This is a genomic window from Flavobacterium sp. (assembly GCF_044348915.1).
Lineage (GTDB): Bacteria > Bacteroidota > Bacteroidia > Flavobacteriales > Flavobacteriaceae > Flavobacterium.
In genome coordinates, this window is the sequence record NZ_JBIKRX010000050.1 from 1 (window position 1) to 22,321 (window position 22,321).

24 protein-coding genes are annotated in these 22,321 nt (G+C 34.9%); 12 read left to right on the forward strand and 12 right to left on the reverse strand.

The genetic code is table 11. From position 1 onward, the window contains the following. Positions 1 to 182 precede the first annotated feature (182 nt). From ACIQ1E_RS09540 to ACIQ1E_RS09550, 3 genes are all read right to left on the reverse strand, one after another. A complete protein-coding gene (locus ACIQ1E_RS09540; protein WP_396170893.1) occupies positions 183 to 1,520 on the reverse strand; it encodes a porin in 1,338 nt (445 codons plus the stop codon). 193 nt (positions 1,521 to 1,713) lie between these two features. Next, the gene (locus ACIQ1E_RS09545) at positions 1,714 to 2,793 is read right to left on the reverse strand and encodes a sensor histidine kinase (protein WP_396170895.1); all 1,080 of its coding nucleotides are present in this window, start codon (positions 2,791 to 2,793) and stop codon (positions 1,714 to 1,716) included. Positions 2,794 to 2,834: 41 nt separating this feature from the next. Further along, on the reverse strand, positions 2,835 to 3,518 hold the full coding sequence (locus tag ACIQ1E_RS09550) for a response regulator transcription factor (protein WP_396170897.1): 684 nt from the start codon (positions 3,516 to 3,518) through the stop codon (positions 2,835 to 2,837). Positions 3,519 to 3,800: 282 nt separating this feature from the next. On the opposite strand from ACIQ1E_RS09550, the gene ACIQ1E_RS09555 reads away from it, so the two are divergent. The 5 genes from ACIQ1E_RS09555 (at position 3,801) to ACIQ1E_RS09575 (ending at position 7,510) form a co-directional block, all read left to right on the forward strand. Then, a complete protein-coding gene (locus ACIQ1E_RS09555; protein ID WP_396170940.1) occupies positions 3,801 to 4,139 on the forward strand; it encodes a T9SS type A sorting domain-containing protein in 339 nt (112 codons plus the stop codon). A gap of 374 nt (positions 4,140 to 4,513) precedes the next feature. Continuing rightward, a complete protein-coding gene (locus ACIQ1E_RS09560; RefSeq protein WP_396170899.1) occupies positions 4,514 to 5,452 on the forward strand; it encodes a T9SS type A sorting domain-containing protein in 939 nt (312 codons plus the stop codon). Between the two features lie 172 nt (positions 5,453 to 5,624). Next, on the forward strand, positions 5,625 to 5,810 hold the full coding sequence (locus ACIQ1E_RS09565; protein ID WP_396170901.1) for a hypothetical protein: 186 nt from the start codon (positions 5,625 to 5,627) through the stop codon (positions 5,808 to 5,810). Then, positions 5,776 to 6,768, forward strand: a complete 993-nt coding sequence (locus ACIQ1E_RS09570; protein WP_396170903.1) for an acyl transferase — start codon at positions 5,776 to 5,778, stop codon at positions 6,766 to 6,768. Before ACIQ1E_RS09565 ends, ACIQ1E_RS09570 begins: the two co-directional genes overlap by 35 nt. A 43-nt stretch (positions 6,769 to 6,811) precedes the next feature. After that, a complete protein-coding gene (locus tag ACIQ1E_RS09575; protein ID WP_396170905.1) occupies positions 6,812 to 7,510 on the forward strand; it encodes a hypothetical protein in 699 nt (232 codons plus the stop codon). 47 nt (positions 7,511 to 7,557) lie between these two features. On the opposite strand, the gene ACIQ1E_RS09580 is transcribed toward ACIQ1E_RS09575, so the two are convergent. The 3 genes from ACIQ1E_RS09580 to tyrS are packed head-to-tail and all read right to left on the reverse strand — an operon-like array spanning position 7,558 to position 9,330. Then, the gene (locus tag ACIQ1E_RS09580; RefSeq protein WP_396170907.1) at positions 7,558 to 7,809 is read right to left on the reverse strand and encodes a type II toxin-antitoxin system RelE/ParE family toxin; all 252 of its coding nucleotides are present in this window, start codon (positions 7,807 to 7,809) and stop codon (positions 7,558 to 7,560) included. Then, positions 7,802 to 8,005, reverse strand: coding sequence for a hypothetical protein (locus tag ACIQ1E_RS09585; RefSeq protein WP_396170909.1), 204 nt, complete (start codon positions 8,003 to 8,005; stop codon positions 7,802 to 7,804). Before ACIQ1E_RS09585 ends, ACIQ1E_RS09580 begins: the two co-directional genes overlap by 8 nt. Positions 8,006 to 8,037: 32 nt before the next feature. Next, positions 8,038 to 9,330, reverse strand: a complete 1,293-nt coding sequence (tyrS, locus tag ACIQ1E_RS09590; protein ID WP_396170911.1) for a tyrosine--tRNA ligase — start codon at positions 9,328 to 9,330, stop codon at positions 8,038 to 8,040. A 156-nt stretch (positions 9,331 to 9,486) separates the two neighbouring features. Here tyrS and ACIQ1E_RS09595 point away from each other — a divergent pair, with 156 nt between their 5' ends. After that, a complete protein-coding gene (locus ACIQ1E_RS09595) occupies positions 9,487 to 10,476 on the forward strand; it encodes an NAD-dependent epimerase/dehydratase family protein (RefSeq protein WP_396170913.1) in 990 nt (329 codons plus the stop codon). A gap of 4 nt (positions 10,477 to 10,480) precedes the next feature. Here ACIQ1E_RS09595 and ACIQ1E_RS09600 read toward each other — a convergent pair whose 3' ends face one another. The 3 genes from ACIQ1E_RS09600 to ACIQ1E_RS09610 are packed head-to-tail and all read right to left on the reverse strand — an operon-like array spanning position 10,481 to position 13,097. Continuing rightward, positions 10,481 to 11,008, reverse strand: coding sequence for a DUF4296 domain-containing protein (locus ACIQ1E_RS09600; protein ID WP_396170915.1), 528 nt, complete (start codon positions 11,006 to 11,008; stop codon positions 10,481 to 10,483). Positions 11,009 to 11,017: 9 nt separating this feature from the next. Continuing rightward, entirely contained in the window at positions 11,018 to 12,358 is a 1,341-nt protein-coding gene (locus ACIQ1E_RS09605) for a dihydroorotase (RefSeq protein WP_396170917.1), read from the reverse strand. 13 nt (positions 12,359 to 12,371) lie between these two features. Further along, positions 12,372 to 13,097 (reverse strand): polyprenol monophosphomannose synthase, encoded by a 726-nt coding sequence (locus ACIQ1E_RS09610; protein WP_396170919.1) that lies wholly within the window; start codon positions 13,095 to 13,097, stop codon positions 12,372 to 12,374. A gap of 190 nt (positions 13,098 to 13,287) precedes the next feature. On the opposite strand from ACIQ1E_RS09610, the gene ACIQ1E_RS09615 reads away from it, so the two are divergent. Beyond that, positions 13,288 to 13,959, forward strand: coding sequence for a DUF4271 domain-containing protein (locus tag ACIQ1E_RS09615; RefSeq protein ID WP_396170921.1), 672 nt, complete (start codon positions 13,288 to 13,290; stop codon positions 13,957 to 13,959). Between the two features lie 12 nt (positions 13,960 to 13,971). Further along, the gene (locus ACIQ1E_RS09620; RefSeq protein WP_396170923.1) at positions 13,972 to 14,721 is read left to right on the forward strand and encodes a uroporphyrinogen-III synthase; all 750 of its coding nucleotides are present in this window, start codon (positions 13,972 to 13,974) and stop codon (positions 14,719 to 14,721) included. 19 nt (positions 14,722 to 14,740) lie between these two features. Here the strand turns inward: ACIQ1E_RS09620 and ACIQ1E_RS09625 are convergent, their stop codons facing one another. The 3 genes from ACIQ1E_RS09625 to ACIQ1E_RS09635 form a co-directional block, all read right to left on the reverse strand. Continuing rightward, on the reverse strand, positions 14,741 to 14,983 hold the full coding sequence (locus ACIQ1E_RS09625; protein WP_396170925.1) for a hypothetical protein: 243 nt from the start codon (positions 14,981 to 14,983) through the stop codon (positions 14,741 to 14,743). Positions 14,984 to 15,033: 50 nt separating this feature from the next. Then, complete coding sequence (locus ACIQ1E_RS09630) at positions 15,034 to 15,720, reverse strand: zinc metallopeptidase (protein ID WP_396170927.1); 687 nt, start codon at positions 15,718 to 15,720, stop codon at positions 15,034 to 15,036. A gap of 293 nt (positions 15,721 to 16,013) precedes the next feature. Further along, positions 16,014 to 18,944 (reverse strand): leucine--tRNA ligase, encoded by a 2,931-nt coding sequence (locus ACIQ1E_RS09635; RefSeq protein WP_396170929.1) that lies wholly within the window; start codon positions 18,942 to 18,944, stop codon positions 16,014 to 16,016. Positions 18,945 to 19,143: 199 nt separating this feature from the next. Between ACIQ1E_RS09635 and ACIQ1E_RS09640 the strand changes: the two genes are divergently transcribed. The 4 genes from ACIQ1E_RS09640 (at position 19,144) to truB (ending at position 21,859) form a co-directional block, all read left to right on the forward strand. Beyond that, positions 19,144 to 20,019: a cell division protein FtsX gene (locus tag ACIQ1E_RS09640; protein ID WP_396170931.1), complete on the forward strand. Its 876-nt coding sequence runs from the start codon at positions 19,144 to 19,146 to the stop codon at positions 20,017 to 20,019. A 23-nt stretch (positions 20,020 to 20,042) separates the two neighbouring features. Continuing rightward, positions 20,043 to 20,282, forward strand: coding sequence for a DUF3098 domain-containing protein (locus ACIQ1E_RS09645; protein ID WP_396170933.1), 240 nt, complete (start codon positions 20,043 to 20,045; stop codon positions 20,280 to 20,282). 87 nt (positions 20,283 to 20,369) lie between these two features. After that, complete coding sequence (locus tag ACIQ1E_RS09650) at positions 20,370 to 21,167, forward strand: undecaprenyl-diphosphate phosphatase (protein WP_396170934.1); 798 nt, start codon at positions 20,370 to 20,372, stop codon at positions 21,165 to 21,167. Further along, positions 21,167 to 21,859 (forward strand): tRNA pseudouridine(55) synthase TruB, encoded by a 693-nt coding sequence (gene truB, locus ACIQ1E_RS09655; protein WP_396170936.1) that lies wholly within the window; start codon positions 21,167 to 21,169, stop codon positions 21,857 to 21,859. The genes ACIQ1E_RS09650 and truB overlap by 1 nt, the downstream gene beginning before the upstream one ends. Positions 21,860 to 22,321 lie beyond the last annotated feature (462 nt).

Sequence of the window (22,321 nt, forward strand, 5' to 3'; positions counted from 1 at the left end):
ATTCAACCAAATCAAAGAGCAAATTGTTCTTTGGCTCGAATTTTTACTGCTTATTTTTGCAGATGTATTTTTGGTAAAAAATCTAAAAACTCAAAAAGTGGGTTCTTAAGGAATGACTATTTAAAAAAAGAAGCTGTTTCAAAATCATTGAAACAGCTTCTATAAGGATTATGTGTTATAAACTAAAAGTTGAACTGCGCTTGCAATCTTAATAAATTGCCTATTTGTCTATTGTTTTTAAGAGCACTATCTTCGAAAGTTCTATCAGCAATTACCCATTCTGCTGTCAATTCAAATGCCTTAAATGGTTGCCATTCTATTCCCAACTCATAATCACGAACGATATAACTTCTTGCATCTTTTTCGTGTTTTTTTCCACCATCATAATATTGGAATTTTGCAAATGGATATACAAAATGATGTTTGGCTAAATTCACATCATACTTGTAGTTCAAAGTGACATAACCTCCCTGCAAATCTGTTGCTTGAACCGTATTGGTGAGCTTATCGTAACGTGGTCCTTTCCCAAAGTTGTACTCAGTTTGGATACCAAATGGCTTTGGATACAATACAAAAGTAGCTCCTACTCTTTGATCCAATGTGTTTTGTTTATTTGGCGTGGTCACACCTGTTGACAATTCGTTTGAGAATGCCCATTTTCCTGTATAAGCCTGAATACCTGGCTCAATAATTTGATTTCCAATAACAAAAGGATAGGTTATTCTACTCACCACGTGTAAATTTCTATTACCTTCAGTTTTATTCGCTGTTTGACCATTGTAAGCCCCAAAAGCAAACACTCCATAATCTCCCGAACCTTTATAGCCATCTTTTATCAGCATTGCAAAACGCTCTCTGATTTCGGCTGGAGCCCAATAAAAAAACACTCCTAAATCACGTTCATTGGCAACAGCACTATTCATTGCATCGTGACGATCCAATGTCAAACGGTTCTGACTGGACTGCATATTTTCAAAACCAAAAGGAACCTTACTTTGGCCAATTCGAACTCTATATTCCTTTTTCTTATCAAAGGAAACATCAACATACGCGTCTCTAAGTTGAGCAAAATGATTCACTCCTGAACTAGGAGAACTAGCAAAATCAGGCTGAATGTAAAAATACACATTTGGGAGTACTTGTCCAGAAAATATAATACGAGCTCGTCTTATAAAAAATCCATTATTCGATTTTGCATCTGGAGTGGTTGAAGTTGTCCCCCAAGATCTATCACATTGCTCACAAGCGACTTTATCATTTGTTGAGAACAATCCATTGTAACGAACCTGTACATAACCACGAATAGAAATTTTACTGTACCAAGCTTCTTTGTCGACTTTCTCTTTATCGGCTTTTTCTATTGTTACTAACTTATCTTTTTCCGCTTGTTTTTCCTTATTTACGGCGTTGATAGAATCCATAAGGCGTACTACTTCTTTTTTGATATCTTCTTTTTTGACATCTTGGGCTTTGGTTGCAAATGATACAAACAGCAAACTTGCAAATAAAAACTTTTTCATTATTGAGGTTTATTTTTTTTGCAAAGGTACGTTACAATGTTAAGCTAATGTTAACATAACATTAACTTGATAATAAATTAAACGTGTCTTGATTTTAAATTAACATCGCAGATAAAGATAGCGTGGAAGATTATTTTTTATTATTTTCATTTTCAATAACTTAACCGAAAAACCGATTTTGAACTACTATTAACTAAACCTTATCTGTAGTCTTACTAATTACATTAGCTTTATGTAGTGTAAATGAAAATTCAGAACCAATCCCGAACTCACTTTCCACATATATCTTTTCTTTGTGAGCCTCGATGATGTGTTTAACGATAGCAAGCCCTAATCCTGAACCACCCTCCGAACGAGCACCACTTTTATCTACTCGATAGAAGCGTTCGAAAATTCGGGGAAGATTTTGACTTTCAATTCCTTCGCCATTATCTGTAATTCGAATTAGAACTTTTCTTTTGGTAAGATTGATCACACTAACTTCGGTCGTACCGCCTTCTTTACCATATTTGATAGAGTTAACAATCAAATTATCGACCAACTGCTGCAATTTATCTTTGTCTCCTTTTACAAAAATGGGCTGAATATGATAATTTTCGAATGCCAGAGTGATTTTCTTTTTGTCGGCTTTCATTTCTAATAAGTCAAAAACATTCTGGATTAATTCCACAATATCAAATTCCGAAACTTCCAAATTCAAATCACCCGATTCTAATTTGGTGATCATATCTAAATCTTCTACAATATAGATTAGCCTTTCGACTCCTTTTTCAGCACGTTTTAGGTATTTCTTTCGAATGTTTTTGTCCTCCATCGCCCCATCAAGCAGGGTTGAAATATAACCTTGAACAGTAAACAAAGGTGTTTTAAGTTCGTGAGATACATTTCCTAAAAATTCTCTACGGTATTTTTCACGAACTTTGAGCATTTCGATTTCAAGCTTTTTGTCGGTGGCAAACTTCCTCACCTCACGAGTCAATGCTTCCATATCAGTTGTAATGGGCTGATTGATAAAAGTACTGGATTCTAACAACGAAATATCGTCGTATATTTTTTTTACCTTCCTATAAATAAACTTTTCTACTCTGTATTGTAGTAAAATAAAGGAGAAAATATAAATAACTACAAAAATAACAAACCCAAAAAGCCATAAGTTTTGCTTTGGGTTAAATAGTGCTTTGATGAAAAAAATAGCACAAAATGAAGTAAAAATACTTAGATAAAGCGCTGAAATTACAGCAAACTTATGGGTTTTTTGGAAGTTTATTTTCATTCTTTTTGAAGTCGAAGTTCTGCGCAAATTTAACACAAAAATTATACTTCAAATTTATAGCCTACACCTTTTATGGTTTTAAAGAAATCTTCTCCTATTTTTTCTCGAAGTTTACGGATGTGCACATCAATAGTTCTTCCACCTACTACCACTTCATTACCCCAAACTTTGTCCAGAATTTCATCGCGTTTGAACACTTTCCCGGGTTTAGAAGCTAATAAATAAAACAGTTCAAATTCTTTACGAGGCAAAGCAATCACAAGACCATCTTTTACTATTTGATATTCTTCTCGGTTGATTTCTATACCACCAACATTAATAGTTTCACTGCTTTTTTCTTGTTCTTTCAATCTTCTTAGCAATGCTTTTACTTTACTGACGAGAACTTTTGGCTTAATTGGTTTGGTAATATAATCATCCGCTCCTGCATCGAAGCCCGCAACTTGAGAATAATCTTCACTTCTCGCAGTCAAAAAAGTGATGATCACATTATTCAATTCAGGAATTTTTCTAATCATTTCGCAAGCTTCCATCCCGTCCATTATAGGCATCATTACATCCATAATGATTAAGTCTGGTTCTTCCTTTTTTGCTGTGGCGATAGCTTCTTTACCATTCGAAGCCGTGAAAATCTGATAGCCTTCTTGAGCGAGATTATAACCGACAATTTCTAGAATATCTGGCTCATCATCGACCAATAATATTTTTGTGTTTCGTTTTTTCATAGTAAAACAATACCTGTTTGTACGTGTAAAGATAAAACAAAACTATGGTAAGTGATAAACTGATTTTATAAGTTAACAATTTGGTAATATAGCACAAACAATTTAGTAATATTTCGAAAATTAGCAAGCCTTTAGCCGTGCTTAATTTTTCAAATTAATGATATAAAAACCCTAACTGTAAAGCCTTTTACTTTTGAATAAACAAGAATAACGTATTTTTATACATTCTTGGTATACAATTTGAAATGTTTTTTCATACCTTTACAATTCCAAATCGAAATGATGGCTAAAAATTACTTTTATATTACTCTTTTATTGGGTTTCTTCTTTACTCTGAGTCTTTCAGCTCAAGAAGCTAAGCAACAATCCAAACTTCAAGAAACTACGGTTATCGAAGGGTTGAACTTGTACCCTAACCCCGTGAGTAATGGCAAAGTATATATAACTTCAAAAAATGATTCGGACAAAAACATCATCATCTTCGATGTTCTCGGGAAAAAAGTGCTTCAAACTACGCTGACTTCAAAAGAGTTAAACATTTCCAACCTATCTCCTGGTGTTTATATTATCAAAATAGACGAGGAGCAGGCTACTGCTACTAGAAAACTTATTGTAAGATAAGGTATTCTTTATTATTGATTTTTTTACATTGATTTCTTGAAGGAGAAGGCGATGTTTTACCTGTGCAACACTTTTGAACAAAAAAAGCTAAATCCTACTATTGTATAAAACACTAAAAATTCAAATACGCATATTGGAAAATTAATAATTTACAAAAACTGACTAATAACTTTTCAGGCAATTCCATTTTTTTTTTAAACTTCATCCCCTTTGGATAGATTTTTTTAACGTTTTACTACATATTTTGTAGCTATTTGTTTATAATTATCGATTAAAAGCGAATAAATCCGATAAAAAGCATATATTTTTAACATTATTTTTTCGCGTAATGAAATTACTTACTATATTTGTTATTCAATTCTAAATCATAACTTATGAAAAAAATTTACACTTTATCATTCATCTTTTTAGCTTCTTTATCATTTGGACAAACACCTATCCCTCTTATCGGAGTAAATGTTCCTTACAGCGAGAATTTCGACGGAATGGGCGCTACCGAAACTGCTTTTCTTCCCGGATGGACCGCTATTAATACTATCAACGGATCAACATTAACAATGCAATTATCTGATGGAAATACAAATTCCGGAAATGTGTATAATATTGGCACTACAACTTCCAGCTCTGAAGATAGGGCTTTTGGAACTCTCGCAGATGCTACTGTAGTTGCTGCCTTTGGAGCTGTTTTTCAAAATAATACAACCGGCACTATTTCAAAAATTTCGATTCAAACTAGGATGGAACAATGGAGACAGTCTGGAAATGCTGCTGTAAATGAAACTATTGCTTTTTCATACAGCACAGATGCCACAAGTCTAAGTTCAGGAACTTGGACAGCAGTTACCGCATTGGACCTAAAAGAAAAACTTACAGCAGCCGCATCTAACGCAGCAGTTAACGGAAATTTAGCCTCTAATTACACTAATATTTCCCATATTATCACAGGATTGAATTGGGCTAACGGTACTAATTTGTGGATAAAATGGACCGACATGAATGATGCTGGTAGTAATGGAATGTATGCTATTGATAATTTTATCATTAGCGTTACTGAAGCTAATTTAGGGCTTATCCAAAACACTATAGCAGGGCTTAATGTTTATCCAAATCCAGTTACAGATGGCACTTTGTACATTACTTCAAATAGTACAAGCGAAAAAGCAATTGCTATGTTTGATGTTTTGGGAAAACAAGTATTAAATTCGAAAACCTCAAATAATGCAGTGAATGTTTCAGCCCTTAAAGGAGGTGTTCACTTTATAAAAATCTCAGAAGACGGAAAAACCGATACCAAAAAACTGGTTATAAAATAACTCAACTTTTTCAAAATACAGTTGTTTTCAATTTATATTCTTTAAAAACTCCAATCAAAAGTTGGAGTTTTTTTTGTTTGCATTCTGACGAAGGAAAACTCGAGCAACAGCGAACAGACCAAGTAATCTCGTGTACGTTGCTCACAATTGTTGAGATTCTTCCTTCGTCAGAATGAACAAAATCATCGACAAAATTCCTTACCTTAATGTCATTGACCGAGAGGAGCAACAAATGTCAGCAACAAATGTGATTTCTCTCCCGATGTTTCGGAATCGAAATGACAAAATCATACAAATAATTTTACCTTTGCAAAAAAGACTTCTTGAATTCAATTCCAGACATATTCACTATTTCTAACCAAAAGCAATTTGAAAAAGTAGCGCTCAAAGTGTTTCGATTTCAGTATGAAAACAACCTTGTCTACAAAGAATTTTGTGATTTTTTTAAAACAGATACTCAAAAGGTAAAATCATTGCAGCAAATACCTTTTTTGCCTATTCAATTTTTCAAATCTCACAAGGTGGTCTCCAATGATTCTGGAGCTTTGAACCCAATTCAGGAAATCTTTACAAGCAGCGGAACTACCGGAATTGTAACCAGCAAGCATTTTGTTACAGACGTTTCTTTATATGAAGAAAGCTATCGCAAAGGATTCTCGCAATTCTATGGCAACATTGAGGATTATGTTGTTTTGGCTTTACTTCCATCCTATTTAGAACGTGAGGGCTCATCCTTGATTTATATGGTCGAAGATTTAATTCAAATGACCCAAAATCCCGAAAGCGGATACTATCTTCACAACCACGAAGAACTTATCGAAAAGTTAATCCGTTTGGACAGCGAAGGACAAGAAGTGATTTTAATTGGTGTTACTTATGCGTTACTAGACTTAATTGAAAAACAAAAATTTCAGTTGACTAATACCATTATTATGGAAACTGGCGGAATGAAAGGAAGACGCAAGGAAATGATTCGAGAAGCATTGCACGAACAATTGTGCGAAGGCTTTGGAGTGACAGCCATCCATTCTGAATACGGAATGACCGAATTGCTTTCGCAAGCCTATTCGTTAGGAAATGGTGTGTTTGAATGTCCTTCTTGGATGCAAATTCTTGTTCGCGACACCGAAGATGCCTTGACTTATGTCTCCGATGGAAAAACAGGCGGAATCAATGTGATTGATCTGGCTAACATCAATTCTTGTTCTTTTATAGCGACCCAAGATTTGGGCAAAAAAAATCCCAACAATTCTTTCGAAGTATTGGGACGTTTTGATAATTCGGATATTAGAGGGTGCAATTTGATGGTTTTATAATATTTCGTCTAATACTTCGTTGATATCTAGCAAATAACACTTAATGAGAATTCCACACCTTTTAGTTTTTATAGCTTTTTCGATTTCCGCACAAAATAAGCCTTTAGAAATAAAAATCGATTACATCAACTCACAAGATTCATCTGAATTTTTAGATAGAGAATTTACTATCATTTATCACATAGAAAACCTAACGAATAGGGAAGTTTCATTTTTCTTAAACACTAAAAGTTTAATTCCAAGCACATTTAGCTCAATGCAATACAAGCCTACGTACCTTTTGTTTCAAGAAAATAATCCAACTGAAGTTTCGCAATTAATCACACCAAGAAGATCTCCTGCTCGATTTATTGGTAGTACCCAAAAAGCCCAGACAGAACTTCGAAACATAAATAATGATTCTATAAAATTAGAAATACAAAAATGGAAAGCTGATTCTTTATATTTTTGGAAAAAGAAAAACAAAGACTTGCTAAAGGCTATTTTTACTTTAAAACCAAAAGAAATAAAACAGTTTACATACAAACTATATTGGAATAAAATCCGCTACACTAAAAACGAAGATTTAGAGTATTACCTGGACGAAAAATCAATTTATTCGCTCCAAATAGGATTGACTTTACTGAAAAAAGAATATGGTGACAGACTTTATCCTACAGAACTTAAAGCCATTTTAGATAACCCTAATTTTATTGAAGGATATTTCTCGTCTAACAAAGTAGAAATAAACTTTAAGGAATAAAAAAAGACGCACAAAAGCGCGTCTCTAAACCCTATTTACATATTCTTTCATTCATAAATCTCTTTTCGGTGACCTAAATCAATCACATCAATTAGCAGGACTTCATCAAAAATTTCATAAATTACCCTATAATCCCCAACACGTATTCTGTACCCTTTTCGGCCTTTTAGCTTTCTATAGCCTTGAGGTCTCGGGTTGTTCGAAAGACTCCCAATTGCAAATAATATTGGCTCAGCAATGGCATCTGACAACTTATCGAGTTTCTTTTGTGCTTTTTTAGAAAAATCAATGCTATACATTCGCCTTTTTACTTTCTCTTGTTTTCATATAATCCTCAAATGAAATACGATACCCATCATCTTCTCTTTTGGCTTCGTCATAAAGACGCACATCTTCAAGATCTTCTAATTTTTCAATCAATTTATTGTATTTTTTAATGGATAATACAACCGCTGTTCTATTTCCATTTTCGTCAGTCAAAAATTGAGTTTCCATAGCTTTCATTTATTTCAAGTAAAGTTATAAAATTATTTAACCCGAATCACAAAATAATTTTTCTTACCGCTTTGCAAAAGCACAAATTGGTTGTTGATTAAATCTTTGGTCGAAAGCACGAATTCTTCAGTAACTTTTTCTCTGTTAACCGAAATAGAATTCGCAGTCAAAGCGCGTCTTGCTTCCCCATTCGATTTCAAGAACCCTGTTTTTTCATTTAAAACATCAACAATATTAACACCAGCTTCGATTTCAGATAGTGCAATTTCAGCTTGAGGTACACCATCAAAAACTTCTAAGAAAGTGGCTTCATCCAATTGTTTTAAATCATCAGCAGTAGCATTTCCAAAAAGAATTCCTGATGCTTTTATGGCGTTTTCTAAATCTTCTTTAGAATGCACCATCACCGTAATTTCTTCGGCTAGACGTTTTTGCAACAAACGCAAATGTGGTGCTTCTCTGTGTTTTTCGGTCAAATCTTCGATTTCCTCTTTGGATAAAAAGGTAAAAATCTTGATGTATTTTTCAGCATCAACATCGGAAGTATTCAACCAATATTGGTAAAATTTATAAGGTGAAGTTCTGGCCGAATCCAACCAAATGTTACCTCCTTCTGATTTTCCAAACTTGGTTCCATCGGCCTTTGTAATCAAAGGACAAGTCAACGCATAGGCTTTCCCACTCGCTATTCTTCGAACCAATTCAGTCCCCGTAGTGATATTGCCCCATTGGTCACTTCCACCCATCTGAAATGTACATTTTTTATCTCTATACAAATGCAAAAAGTCATATCCTTGAACCAATTGATAGGTAAACTCAGTGAAAGACATTCCTTCGGCAGCTTCTGAAGACAAACGTTTCTTTACAGAATCTTTGGCCATCATATAATTCACCGTAATATGTTTTCCAACATCACGAATAAAATCCAGAAAAGAAAAATCCTTCATCCAATCGTAATTATTAACCAACTCGGCTGCGTTTGGTGCATCGGAAGTGAAATCTAAAAACCGAGCCAATTGCCCTTTTATCGCTTCCTGATTGCGTCGCAAAGTCGCTTCGTCTAGTAAATTTCTCTCGTTCGATTTTCCAGAAGGATCTCCAATCATTCCTGTTGCTCCACCAACCAACGCCAATGGTTTATGCCCCGATAACTGAAAATGCTTTAATAACATAACACCCACCAAATGTCCTATATGCAAAGAATCGGCAGTTGGGTCAATCCCAACATAAGACACGCGCATTTCTTCCATCAAATGTTCTTCTGTCCCCGGCATAACATCGTGAAGCATCCCTCTCCAAGTTACTTCTTCAATAAAATTTTTCATCTTTCTAATCAATTTACTTTCGTCAATTCAGCCTTTAAGGCTTTGCGTGAGCAAAGATAACAATTCGAAAAGCAATGGCAACAACAATTGTAATGGCAATTTCAATTTCTAAAACAAAAATCGTATTTCGTAACTCCTAATTCGTAAATTCGCAAAATGGTTTTAGTTACAGGAGGAACAGGTTTGGTCGGCGCGCATTTACTACTTCATTTAATTGAAAATGACGCAACTGTTCGCGCCATATATAGAAAATCCGACACCATCCAAAAAACCAAATCCCTATTTTCGATTCACAAAAAAGAAAAATTATTCGAAAAAATAAATTGGGTTCAAGCCGATATTCTAGACATTCCTTCCTTAGAAATAGCCTTCGAAAATATTGAATATGTCTATCACTGTGCCGCCTTCATTTCGTTCGACCCAAAAGATGAAAATGTAATACGAAAAACAAACATCGAGGGAACCGCTAATATTGTCAATTTCTGTATAGCTAAAAACGTTCAAAAACTTTGTTACGTAAGTTCCATTGCGGCACTTGGGGATTTAAAAGAAAACGAAAAAATCATCACCGAAGAAACTGAGTGGAATCCCGAAAAGCCCCATAGCGATTATGCCATTTCAAAATACGGTGCGGAAATGGAAATTTGGAGGGGCCAACAAGAAGGACTAAACAGCATAATTGTAAATCCCGGAGTAATTCTAGGACCACGGATTTGGGACCAAGGTAGTGGAATTCTTTTCAAAAAAATTGAAAACGGTTTTTCATTTTTTTCCAAAGGGACAACCGGAATTATTGCTGTTACTGATGTGGTGAAAATTATGGTTCAATTGATGAAAAGTGAAGTCAAGAACGAGAGATTTACGCTCATTTCTGAAAACATAGCCTACCAAGATTTATTCAATTCTATAGCAGATGCCCTCAAAACAAAAAGACCTTCGATTTATATCAATCCTTTTATAACAAACGTTTTGTCTCGAATTGATTGGCTTTTTTCGAATGTTTTTCGAACCAAAAGAAAACTAGACCGTGCGACAGCTATTGCTTCGTATTCTAAAAGCGAGTATTCAAACAAGAAAATTAAAGATAAGTTGTTAATAGATTTTACTGACATCCATCTTTACATTAGAGAGATTTCAAGCCTATAAAACCTTATTTATTGGTTTTCTTTTGCAAATCTTTTGATGGAGAAGTTTTGATTTTATTTGCCTTTTTGAGTGAGTCAGATTCTTTTTTAGCTTTCAACTCTTTCTTTACTTTTTTTATTGAATCGGCTTCTTTTTTAAGTTTAAGCTTCTTCTTGCGAACTTCCACCAAACTATCTTTCTTGGCTTTTGCTTTTACGGCAGCTGTAATCTCGACTTTGTTCTTCTCGAGACGAGCTTTTACCTGATTGTACATTTTTTCGTACTCCTTGGAATCAGCCGCATAATAGATATTACTCTGAGCAAATTGAACGCTATCAATTTTATATTTTTTATATACGTATTGGTTTGGACTGATTTTCAATGAATCTATAAGTGTCGGATCTTGTACTTTCATTCCGTCTAAAAGCGACAAATCATAGATAATATCCACCATTATTTCTTTGTCAATGAGTCGTTTTGGCTCTTTCACCAACTCCTTTTGGCAGCCAGCGAGAATAACCAATATTATAAAAAATGGTAAGATTTGCTTCATTTCTATAAATTATCGATCGAATAACAATCGTTTTCCAGCACGAATATCTTTTACTTTGAAAGGAGAATAAACCAATTGTCCGTTTACAAAAGTATGCGTGATTCTAGATTTGAAAGTAAATCCTTCAAAAGGCGACCAACCACATTTTGCCAAAATATTCTCTTTCTTAACACTCCACGGCAATCCTGAATTTACAATAACCAAATCGGCATAATAACCTTCCCTGATAAAGCCGCGCTTTTCAATTTTGAAAAGTTTTGCCGGATTATGGCACATTTTTTCAACGATTTTTTCGATGCTGATTTTCCCTTGGTGATAGGCTTCAAACATAGCTACGACTGCATGTTGCACCAAAGGTCCACCAGAAGGTGCTTTCGAATAAGGTTGTTTTTTTTCTTCTAAAGTGTGCGGCGCATGATCGGTTGCAATCACATCAATTCTACCATCATTTAGAGCTTCCCACAAAGCACTTCGGTCATCCGCAGTTTTTACCGCCGGATTCCATTTGATGAAATTGCCTTTGGCTGCGTAATCATCATTAGTAAACCACAAATGATGAATACAAACTTCGGCTGTAATTTTTTTCTCTTCTAATGGAATTTTATTGGTAAACAATTCCATTTCTTTGGCCGTCGAAAGATGAAATACATGCAATCTAGCACCCGTCTTTTTAGCCAAAGCAATCGCTTTGGAAGAAGAAAGATAGCAAGCTTCTTCGCTTCGAATGAGGTGATGAGCAGTTACGGGAATATCTTCGCCAAACTCGGCTTTAAATTTTTCTAAGTTATTTTTAATAGTTGTTTCGTCCTCGCAATGCACAGCTATAAGCAAGGGAGTACTCGAAAAAATCTTTTCTAAAACTTGTTCATTATCCACCAGCATATTTCCAGTTGATGAGCCTAAAAATATTTTAATTCCGGCAACGTTCTTCGGATTTGTTTTTAGAACTTCCTCTAGATTATCATTGGTTGCACCCATCATAAACGAATAATTCGCATAGGATTTCTCGGCAGCAATTTGATATTTTTCCTCTAAAATTTCTTGGGTCACCGCATTCGGAACCGTGTTGGGCTGTTCAATAAATGAAGTAATTCCTCCTGCAACTGCCGCTTTCGATTCGGATTCTATATCGCCTTTGTGAGTCAATCCAGGCTCTCTAAAATGTACTTGATCGTCAATTGCACCAGGAATTAGGTAATTCCCTTCGGCATCAATAATCTTACAAGAGGAAGATTTTGCACTAATAGTCTCAGCAATTTCAACAATCAGATCGTTTTCTATTAAAACATCTCCTTCAAAAATAGTTCCTTCGTTTACTATTTTGGCGTTTTTGATTAAAACCCTATTCATGTTAAGTCTCTTTTTATAAGGTGTTAAATAATTTTTTAATTCGTAAAGCAATAACCCCGAAAACAGCTTCTTTAAAAATCGCCGAACTCATCTTAGATTGCCCCTTTGTTCTATCTGTAAAAATAATAGGTACTTCTGCAATATCAAAGTTTTTGCAAAAAGTCCTGTACTTCATTTCAATTTGAAAAGCATAGCCCACAAATTTTATTTTATCTAAATTGATTCCAACCAAAACTTCACTTTTATAACAAATGAATCCTGCCGTGGCATCATGAATTTTCATTCCAGTAATAAATCGCACATAAACCGATGCAAAATAAGACATCAAAACTCTACTTAAGGGCCAGTTTACGACATTTACTCCTGTAACATACCGAGATCCAATGGCTAAATCTGCGCCGCCAAAATGACATGCATCGTACAATCTCTCCAAGTCATTCGGATTGTGCGAAAAATCAGCATCCATTTCGAAAATATAGCTGTAATTGTGCTCCAATGCCCATCTAAAACCGTGCACATAAGCCGTTCCTAGTCCTAATTTGCCCACCCTTTTTTCTAAAAACAACCTTCCAGCAAACTCAGATTGAAGCAAAGTCACTTTGTCAGCAGTATGGTCTGGAGAATTGTCATCGATAACAAGGACATGAAATGGTTTGTGTTGAGAAAGCACAGCCCTAATAATACTTTCGATGTTTTCAATTTCGTTATAGGTAGGAATTATAACAATACAATCATTCATATTTCGAGAAATTTCATCGCAAAAGTAAACTTTTTATCCCATTTCATTCCTATGCGTAGTTAATATTTCTCAATTTTTGGCTTTACCACTACACTAATCTTTCAGTATATTGACATTTTTGTTTCCAATAACTTTCAGAATAATAATTTAAATAAAAAATGAAATAAAAAATTAGTAATTTTGCGGTGATATGATTGATACGATACTTCATTTTAGGGTTGTCGAGAACAAAGATTGGGCTACAGTCTTGTTTGTTATTTCGTTTGCAACCATTGCATTGACAAAGGCGGCCTTTGAAAATCGATTTGCCGAATTTGCCAAATTGATTTATTCGGACAAATACACCAATGTGTACAAAGACGGAAGCCATCTCAATAGTAGTTTTACAATAGCATTATTTTTTGTTCAACTTCTTTCTTTCGCGTTTTTTATTCAAATTGCCTTAGCTAATTATGGTTATGCTAGTAAAACTGATTGGATTTTATTTCTCCAAATTATTACTTTCCTGATTTATTTTGTTTTTTCTAAATTTTTAATCGAAAAAATCATCGCAACAGCCTTCAATATCGAAGAAGTTATTGAACAATTCAATCTTCAGAAAGTAATTTTCCGAACGTACATAGGGTTATTCTTATTACCAATAAACATAATTCTGTTTTATTACGATTCATTTTCTAGGGATTTTATGACAACACTAATTTCTATAGTGCTGATTTCTATTGTTTTTACCTATTTAGTGTCAATAAAAAATTATCAAAAAGTAATATTTAGTAAGTTGTTTTATTTTATTTTATATCTTTGCGCTCTCGAAATAGCACCGTATTATTTCATGTATTATTGGTTTACAAAAGGTATTGCTTAGAAAATGTCAAATATGAAAGTGAAAACAATTTTGGTGTCACAGCCTGAGCCTAAAGTGGAGAATTCCCCTTACTTTGAACTTCAAAATAAGCATAAAGTTAAAGTTGACTTCAGATCATTTATCCACGTGGAAGGAGTTAATGCAAAAGAAATTAGACTTCAAAAAATTGATCTTAATAATTTTACCGCTATTATCCTAACCAGCAAAAACTCTGTTGATCACTTCTTTAGAGTGGCCGATGAAATGCGCTACAAAGTTCCAGAGGGATTGAAATACTTTTGTCAATCGGAAGCTATTGCATTTTATTTGCAAAAATACGTAGTTTATCGCAAACGTAAAATTTACGTAGGCCCAAAAGATTTCGCCGATTTATCTCCACTCATCAAAAAATATAAGGACGAAAAGTTTTTGTTACCTGCTTCGGACCAACTTAATCCTGATGCTCCAGTAACTTTAAACAACCTTAAAGTAGATTGGACACAAGCCACTTTTTACAAAACCGTTGTAAGTGATTTATCTGACTTAGCCGATGTTTATTATGATGTTTTGGCTTTCTTTAGCCCGTCAGGAATAAAATCATTGTTTACTAATTTTCCTGATTTCGAACAAAACAATACTAGAATTGCAGTTTTCGGAAGCACAACACAAAAAGCAGCTTTAGAAAAAGGATTAAGAATTGACATTCTTGCTCCAACACCTGAAACCCCGTCGATGACAATGGCATTAGAAAAATACATAACTGAAGCTAATAAAGGAAAATAAAATTTAAGAAATTCCAAAATTAAAAATTCCAAATTCCAACCGCAGCGTTGGTTTTTGGAATTTTTGTTTTAACTCCATTTAAGGAAATGGTAATACCGATTAGCAATATATAAGAGTCCAATAAATTGTACTCAATATATTGTCTATCGGCATAAACCATTGTAAAATTTTTAAATGGATTAGACCATTTTAAAATTACAATTGGTATAATTTCAAAATTAAAGTCATAAAAAAACCAAATTCCAATAAGTTTATAGTTCATTGGAATTTGGGATTTTTAATTTTGAAATTTCTTTCTGTTTTGGGATTTTTCTACTCTCTTCTTCCTCCCATATAAATAGAAATGTAATACAAAAGCGTAGCAATCGAACCTAAAGCAGCAACAACATAAGTTCTTGCAGCCCATTTCAAGGCATCTTTTGCGCCGGCTTGTTCTTGCTGTGTCAGCATTCTTTTGTTTTCTAACCAAGCCAAGGCGCGATTACTTGCGTCATATTCTACCGGTAAAGTCACAATCGAAAACAAAGTTGTTGCAGCAAAAATGACGATTCCTATCAATAAAAGTGAAGGAAACGTATTTATCATCAAGATTCCCGCTAACAAAATCCATTGCATATAAGAAGACGCCACATTTACAATTGGCACCAATTGCGAACGCATTGTAAGCCATTGATAACCGACAGCGTGTTGCACAGCGTGACCACATTCGTGTGCTGCAACGGCTGCTGCTGCAGCGTTCCTTTGATTATAAACCGCTTCACTTAAATTCACCGTTTTATCTACCGGATTATAATGATCCGTCAATTGCCCGGGAGTTGAAATCACACGAACATCACGAATTCCATTATCAGCCAACATTTTCTCGGCAATTTCGGCACCACTCATTCCGTTTTGCAAATGTAATTTAGAATATTCTTCGAATTTGCTTTTTAATCTTGAACTTACTAACCAACTGGCGAGCATTATCATACCGGCCAAAATCATATATCCCATTCCCATAATTTATTTTTTTTTATTTAAAAGTATTCAATCAAATATAGAACCAAAAGTAGAAAATGTCAATTTGACATCCGTTAAAAATTCTTTAAAAAATCAATGGCAATGGAAATTTCAATAAAAACCCCCAAATTTCTATCCATTTTAACAGGCTCGTTTGCCACGCTGTAAAGCGTCGTAGCGACTCCTACGGAGTGACAAATAGCTAATGTTGTAGACTATTTCATATATATTATTTGCATAAAAAATCCAAATTCAAACAAACAGTTGCCGCTAGAATTTGGAATTTTAAAATTTTATCCCACTAAATTAATCACTTTCCCAGGAACAATGATTATTTTGTTAGGTGTTTTTCCATCTAGTTGTTTTAGTGTTCTTTCGTCTTTCATAATGATTTCCTCGATTTGTTCTTTGGATAAATCCAAAGACAATTCGATAGTGAAACGCATTTTTCCGTTGAAAGAAACCGGATATTCTTTGCTACTTTCGACCAAATGTTTTTCGTCTAATGCTGGAAAAGCAACTGTAGAAATCGAGATCGATTTTCCTAGTTGACTCCACAATTCCTCTGCAATATGCGGCGCATAAGGTGAAATCAAAATTGCCAAAGGTTCCAAAATAGCTCGAGAATGACAATTTTGAGTCTGCAATTCATTCACGCAAATCATAAACTGCGAAACCGAAGTGTTGAAAGAGAACCCTTCAATATCTTCTGCCACTTTTTTGATGGTTTTATGTAATGATTTTAAGTTGTCTTTGGTTGGTTCGTCATTAGTTACAATTAAACCATTTTCGTCAAAATACAAACGCCATAATTTTTTAAGGAATCCAAAAACCCCAGAAATTCCGGCAGTATTCCAAGGTTTTGCTTGCTCTAATGGTCCTAAAAACATTTCGTACAATCGCAAAGTATCGGCACCGTACTCGTTGCAAATATCATCTGGAGTAACCACATTGTATTTGGATTTCGACATTTTTTCGATTTCTCTTTCAACATAAAACTTATCGCCTTTTTCCAATATTGGTTTCGCATGTAAATATTCCGGTTGCCATTTCCGAAACTTACTAAAATCTAACTCATCAGATGAATTTACAAAACTAACATCAACATGTATTTTACTAAAAGTTGGAGTTGAAGTGCCAGTAAGATTCAATATCTTTTGCGCTGCTTCGCCAGACTCACCTTGACTCAAAAAATCTTCAACAATACCTTTTGAAACATAAACATCTGGTTTTTGATTAACCCTATAAACAAACGCACTCATTCCCAAAATCATTCCCTGATTAATCAGCTTTTTGAAGGGTTCTTCGGTGGGAGCAAAACCTTTATCTTTCAGGAATTTGTTCCAAAAACGGGAATACAATAAATGTCCGGTAGCGTGTTCGCTTCCGCCAATGTATAAATCCACGCTTTCCCAATAGTTTAAGGCTTCTTTGCTCGCAAATTCTCCGTCATTGTGCGCATCCATATAACGCATCCAATACCAGGAACTTCCTGCCCATCCTGGCATTGTGTTCAATTCTAAAGGAAATATTGTCACATTATCTATTAACTGAACACTAACCACTGAACACTGAACACTATCCCAAGCCCAAACATTCGCGTTTCCTAATGGAGGCAATCCGTCTTCGGTTGGGAGGTATTTCTCAACTTCAGGCAACACGATTGGCAAATGTTTCGCATCAATCATTTGAGGCAAGCCATTCACATAATAAACCGGAAATGGTTCTCCCCAATATCTTTGGCGAGAGAAAACCGCATCACGCAAACGGTAATTGATTTTCCCTTTTCCCTGATTTATTTTTTCAAGTTCTGCAATAACTTTTTTCGTCGCTTCTTTGTATCCTAATCCATTCAAGAAATCAGAATCTACCAATTGGAAACCTTCTTTAGCGCCATAAGCCGCTTCGGATATGTCTTTATCGAAAATATTTTTAATTGGCTGCATTCCGTTTTGCTCTTTGAAGAAATTAGCAAAAGCATAATCTCTTTCGTCGCCGCAAGGAACCGCCATAACAGCGCCCGTTCCGTAACCTGCGAGAACATAATCGCCAATCCAAACTGGAACTGGTTCTTTGGTAAACGGATGCTCGGCATAGGCTCCAGTGAAAACGCCCGAAATGGTTTTTACATCCGCCATACGCTCTCTTTCGGAACGTTTTGCTGTTTTTTCGATATAGGCTTCCACTTCTGCTTTTTGTTCAGCAGTCGTGATTTGAGCTACCAATTCGTGTTCAGGTGCCAAAGTCATAAACGTAACTCCAAAAATCGTGTCAGGTCTTGTAGTAAAAACTGAAATACTGCTTTCTGCATTCTGCAATCTGAAATCGACCATCGCACCAACTGATTTTCCTATCCAGTTTCTTTGACTTTCTTTGATGCTTTCGCTCCAATCTATTGTATCTAAACCTTGTAACAAACGTTCGGCATAAGCAGAAATTCGCATACTCCATTGGGTCATTTTCTTGCGAATAACCGGAAAACCACCACGTTCTGAAACGCCATTTACGATTTCGTCATTGGCTAAAACTGTTCCCAACCCAGGGCACCAGTTTACTTCGGTTTCGGCTAAGTAGGTTAATCTATATTGTAAAAGTATTTTTTGTTGCTCCTCAGCTGAAAAGGCATTCCATTCGCTTGACGAAAAGCTAACAATATTATCGTCGCAAACTGCATTTACATTCGCATTTCCTTCTATTGAAAAAACAGAAATCAGGGTCGAAATATCTTCAGCTCTGTCAGTATTTTTATTGTACCAGGAATTGAATAATTGAATAAAAATCCACTGAGTATGTTTATAATAATCCGGATTCGAAGTTCGTACTTCGCGACTCCAATCGAATGAAAACCCAATTTTGTCCAATTGTTTACGGTATCCCGCAATTTTATTTCCTTCTTTATCAACTCCTCCGTCAATATTCACCGAAGTGGTGTCCTCTGGACGTTGACCCGTTTGTATAGCGTATTGTTCTGCTGGCAAACCAAAACTATCGTAACCCATTGGATGCAAAACATTGAAACCACGATGTCTTTTGTATCTCGAATAAACGTCAGACGCGATATAACCCAACGGATGCCCCACGTGTAATCCCGCTCCAGATGGATAAGGAAACATATCCAAAACATAATATTTTGGCTTTTCGGAAGTATTTGAGGCTGCAAAAGTTTGATTTTCTGCCCAATGTTTTTGCCATTTGGCTTCGATTTCGTTCGGATTGTATTTCATTTCAATGTTAGAAGTTAGAAGTTAGAAGTTAGAAGTTTTTGACATTAAGTTGAAACAACAACCAGCAAAAACGGCTTGCTATTAACTAATTTTTTATGGGGCAAATTTACATTTATTGTACGAAAGTTGAAAGTTTGAGCGTTATTAACTTCAAATAAAGAAATTCTTTGTTATTTTTACCCCATAATTACGATAAACTATGGCTTCTTCATTTGATAAATTTCAAAAACGCAGGTTACTTTCCTCCTATTTCTCAGTGGTATTAAGTGTTTTCTTAGTTTTATTCCTTTTAGGCACACTAGGATTTTTTATAATTAATTCTCGAAAATTGGCCAATAATTTTAGGGAAGAAATTGCAATGACCGTTTTTTTTAAGAACGATGCCAATGACACCATCCTAAAAGCATTTGCCAAAGATTTGAAAATAGCTCCATTTACAAAATCTTTTGTTTATGTTTCGAAAGAAGCGGCAGCAAAGCAACATACTGATATTATTGGAGAAGATTTTATGACCTTTTTAGGTACAAATCCGCTGCAAAACTCCTATGATATTTTCTTGAAAGCTGATTATGTAGAAAAAGATAGTATCTCAAAAATTGAACGTCAACTACATAAAAACCCTATGGTTGCTGACATTGTTTATGACAAACAATTGGTTAATTTGGTCAATGACAACATCAAAAAAGTAAGTCTTTGGATTCTAATCATAAGCTGTTTCTTGACCGTTGTAGCTGTATTACTGATTAATAGCTCTTTGCGGCTTTCTATTTATTCTCACCGTTTTATTATCAAAACTATGCAGATGGTTGGCGCTACAAAAGCCTTTATCAGAAAACCATTTGTAATGCGAAGTATAAAACTAGGAATGCTAGGTGCAGGATTAGCCATCCTTGCATTAATAGGAGTTTTGATATATTTGCAAACTAATTTCCCTAGCCTTGGAATTCTTGATGACAAATTATTGGTAGGCCTTGTTCTATTGGTGGTATTCGGACTTGGAGTTCTCATTACTTGGCTAAGCACTTATTTTGCAACCCAACGCTTTTTAAATTTAAGAACCGACGATTTATACTAGTGTTCAGAAAAAAATAGATTATAATGAAAAACGAAGAACAAAAACACGAATTCCTTTTTGAAAAAGTTAATTATAAATTTCTACTTATCGGGATTGCTGTCATAACACTAGGTTTCATATTGATGTCTGGTGGAGGAAGTGATGACCCAAACGTTTTCAACGAAGAAATTTTCAACTTCAGAAGAATACGCTTAGCACCAACCACTGTTTTAATAGGTTTTGGAATCACCATTTATGCTATTCTTAAAAACCCTAAAAAATAGTTAGCAGTGTTCAGTTCCGATAGCTATCGGAATTAGTGTTCAGTTAGCGCTAAAATCTAAAATCTGCACTCTAAAATCTAAAATTAAATGAACACATTACAAGCTATAATAATTGCCATTATTGAAGGCATAACAGAATTTTTGCCCGTTTCTTCTACAGGCCATATGATTCTCGCTTCTTCCTATTTTGGTATTGAGCATGATAGTTTTACCAAACTCTTCACGATTGTCATCCAATTGGGTGCGATACTTTCGGTTGTAGTATTGTATTTCAAACGCTTTTTTCAGTCATTTGATTTTTATTTCAAATTAATAGTGGCATTTATACCAGCTGTAGTTTTTGGTTTGCTTTTCAGCAAAAAAATCGATGCTTTATTAGAAAGCCCTTTAACAGTAGCTGTTTCCCTTTTGATTGGTGGAATTATCTTATTGAAAGTTGACGAATGGTTCGCCGATTCTGAAGAAATACAAACATCAAACGAAATTAGTTATTTACAAGCGTTCAAAATAGGAATGTTCCAATGCCTAGCAATGGTTCCAGGGGTTTCCAGAAGTGGGGCATCGATCGTTGGAGGAATGTCTCAAAAATTATCGCGAACCACCGCTGCGGAATTTTCATTCTTCTTGGCAGTGCCGACGATGTTGGGAGCTACCGCTAAAAAATGTTATGATTACTACAAAGACGGGTTGATATTGACTGACGACCAAATCAACATATTGGTTATTGGAAATATTGTCGCTTTTATTGTTGCCCTAATAGCAATTAAATCATTTATCGGTTTTTTGACCAAAAACGGTTTTAAAGTATTTGGCTATTATAGAATTATCGCGGGATTAGTTTTGTTAGCTATTCACTTTTTCATTCACCCCTTGACTGTCATTTAATGTCTACCGAAGAGTATTTAAATGGGCAAATCATCTTAATTGACAAGCCTCTGCACTGGACGTCATTTCAAGCAGTCAATAAAATGAAATATGCTTTAATCAATAAAGTGGGTCTTCCAAAAAAATTCAAAATTGGTCATGCAGGAACACTTGACCCATTGGCAAGCGGATTATTGTTGGTATGCACCGGTAAATTCACCAAAAGAATTTCAGAACTTCAGGGACAAGCAAAAGAATATACAGGAACTTTCTTTATCGGAGCTACGACGCCTTCCTATGATTTAGAAACCGAAATAGACAAAACTTTCGATACAGCACATATCGATGAAGTCTTAATTCATGAGACTGTGAAACAATTCCTGGGAGAAATCGACCAAAAACCACCCGTTTTTTCGGCAATAAAAAAAGACGGAATCCGTCTTTATGAGCACGCCCGTTCGGGTGAAACTGTTGAAATAGCCAGTCGTAAAACCACTATCCACGAATTCGAAATTACCCGTATTGCCCTTCCCGAAATTGATTTTAGAGTAGTTTGCAGCAAAGGAACTTACATTCGTTCGTTGGCCTACGATTTTGGCCAAAGACTGCACTCCGGCTCACACCTTACGGCGTTGCGGAGAACAAAAATTGGAGAATTTAATGTGCAAAATGCAATCGACATTACTTTATTTGAACAAAGTTTGTCTTTATAAATTGCAATTCAAGGTACAAAACGCAAATGAATCTTACATGCGTTTTAGAACAATCAAAGTATTTTTATACCATACTTCTACTTTGTTTACAATCACCTAAAGTGACCGATTAATAATGACTAGTACTCTTACCGCCGAATAGAGCAGTAGAAACATAGCGATAGAATCTTTCAAATAAATTTTTCATTTGGTTGTTTTTTAATTGTGGAACAATCAGTGAACACCAATAAAAAGTAAATTGAAAACAGTAGATTTGGTTGAGATTACTAAATTACAATTAATTTTCGAACTAAGAAACTTTTAGCCTAATAATAACATTAAAATTAACGCACAAGTTATTTTGTAACTAATCAGTTTATAATTCAAACTCAAATTTAGCTATTATTACCAATGCTTCCAATACATTTAGGCCATTTTTTATAGTTGTATCAATGACTGAGCGTATTTTAGCAAAGTTTTGTG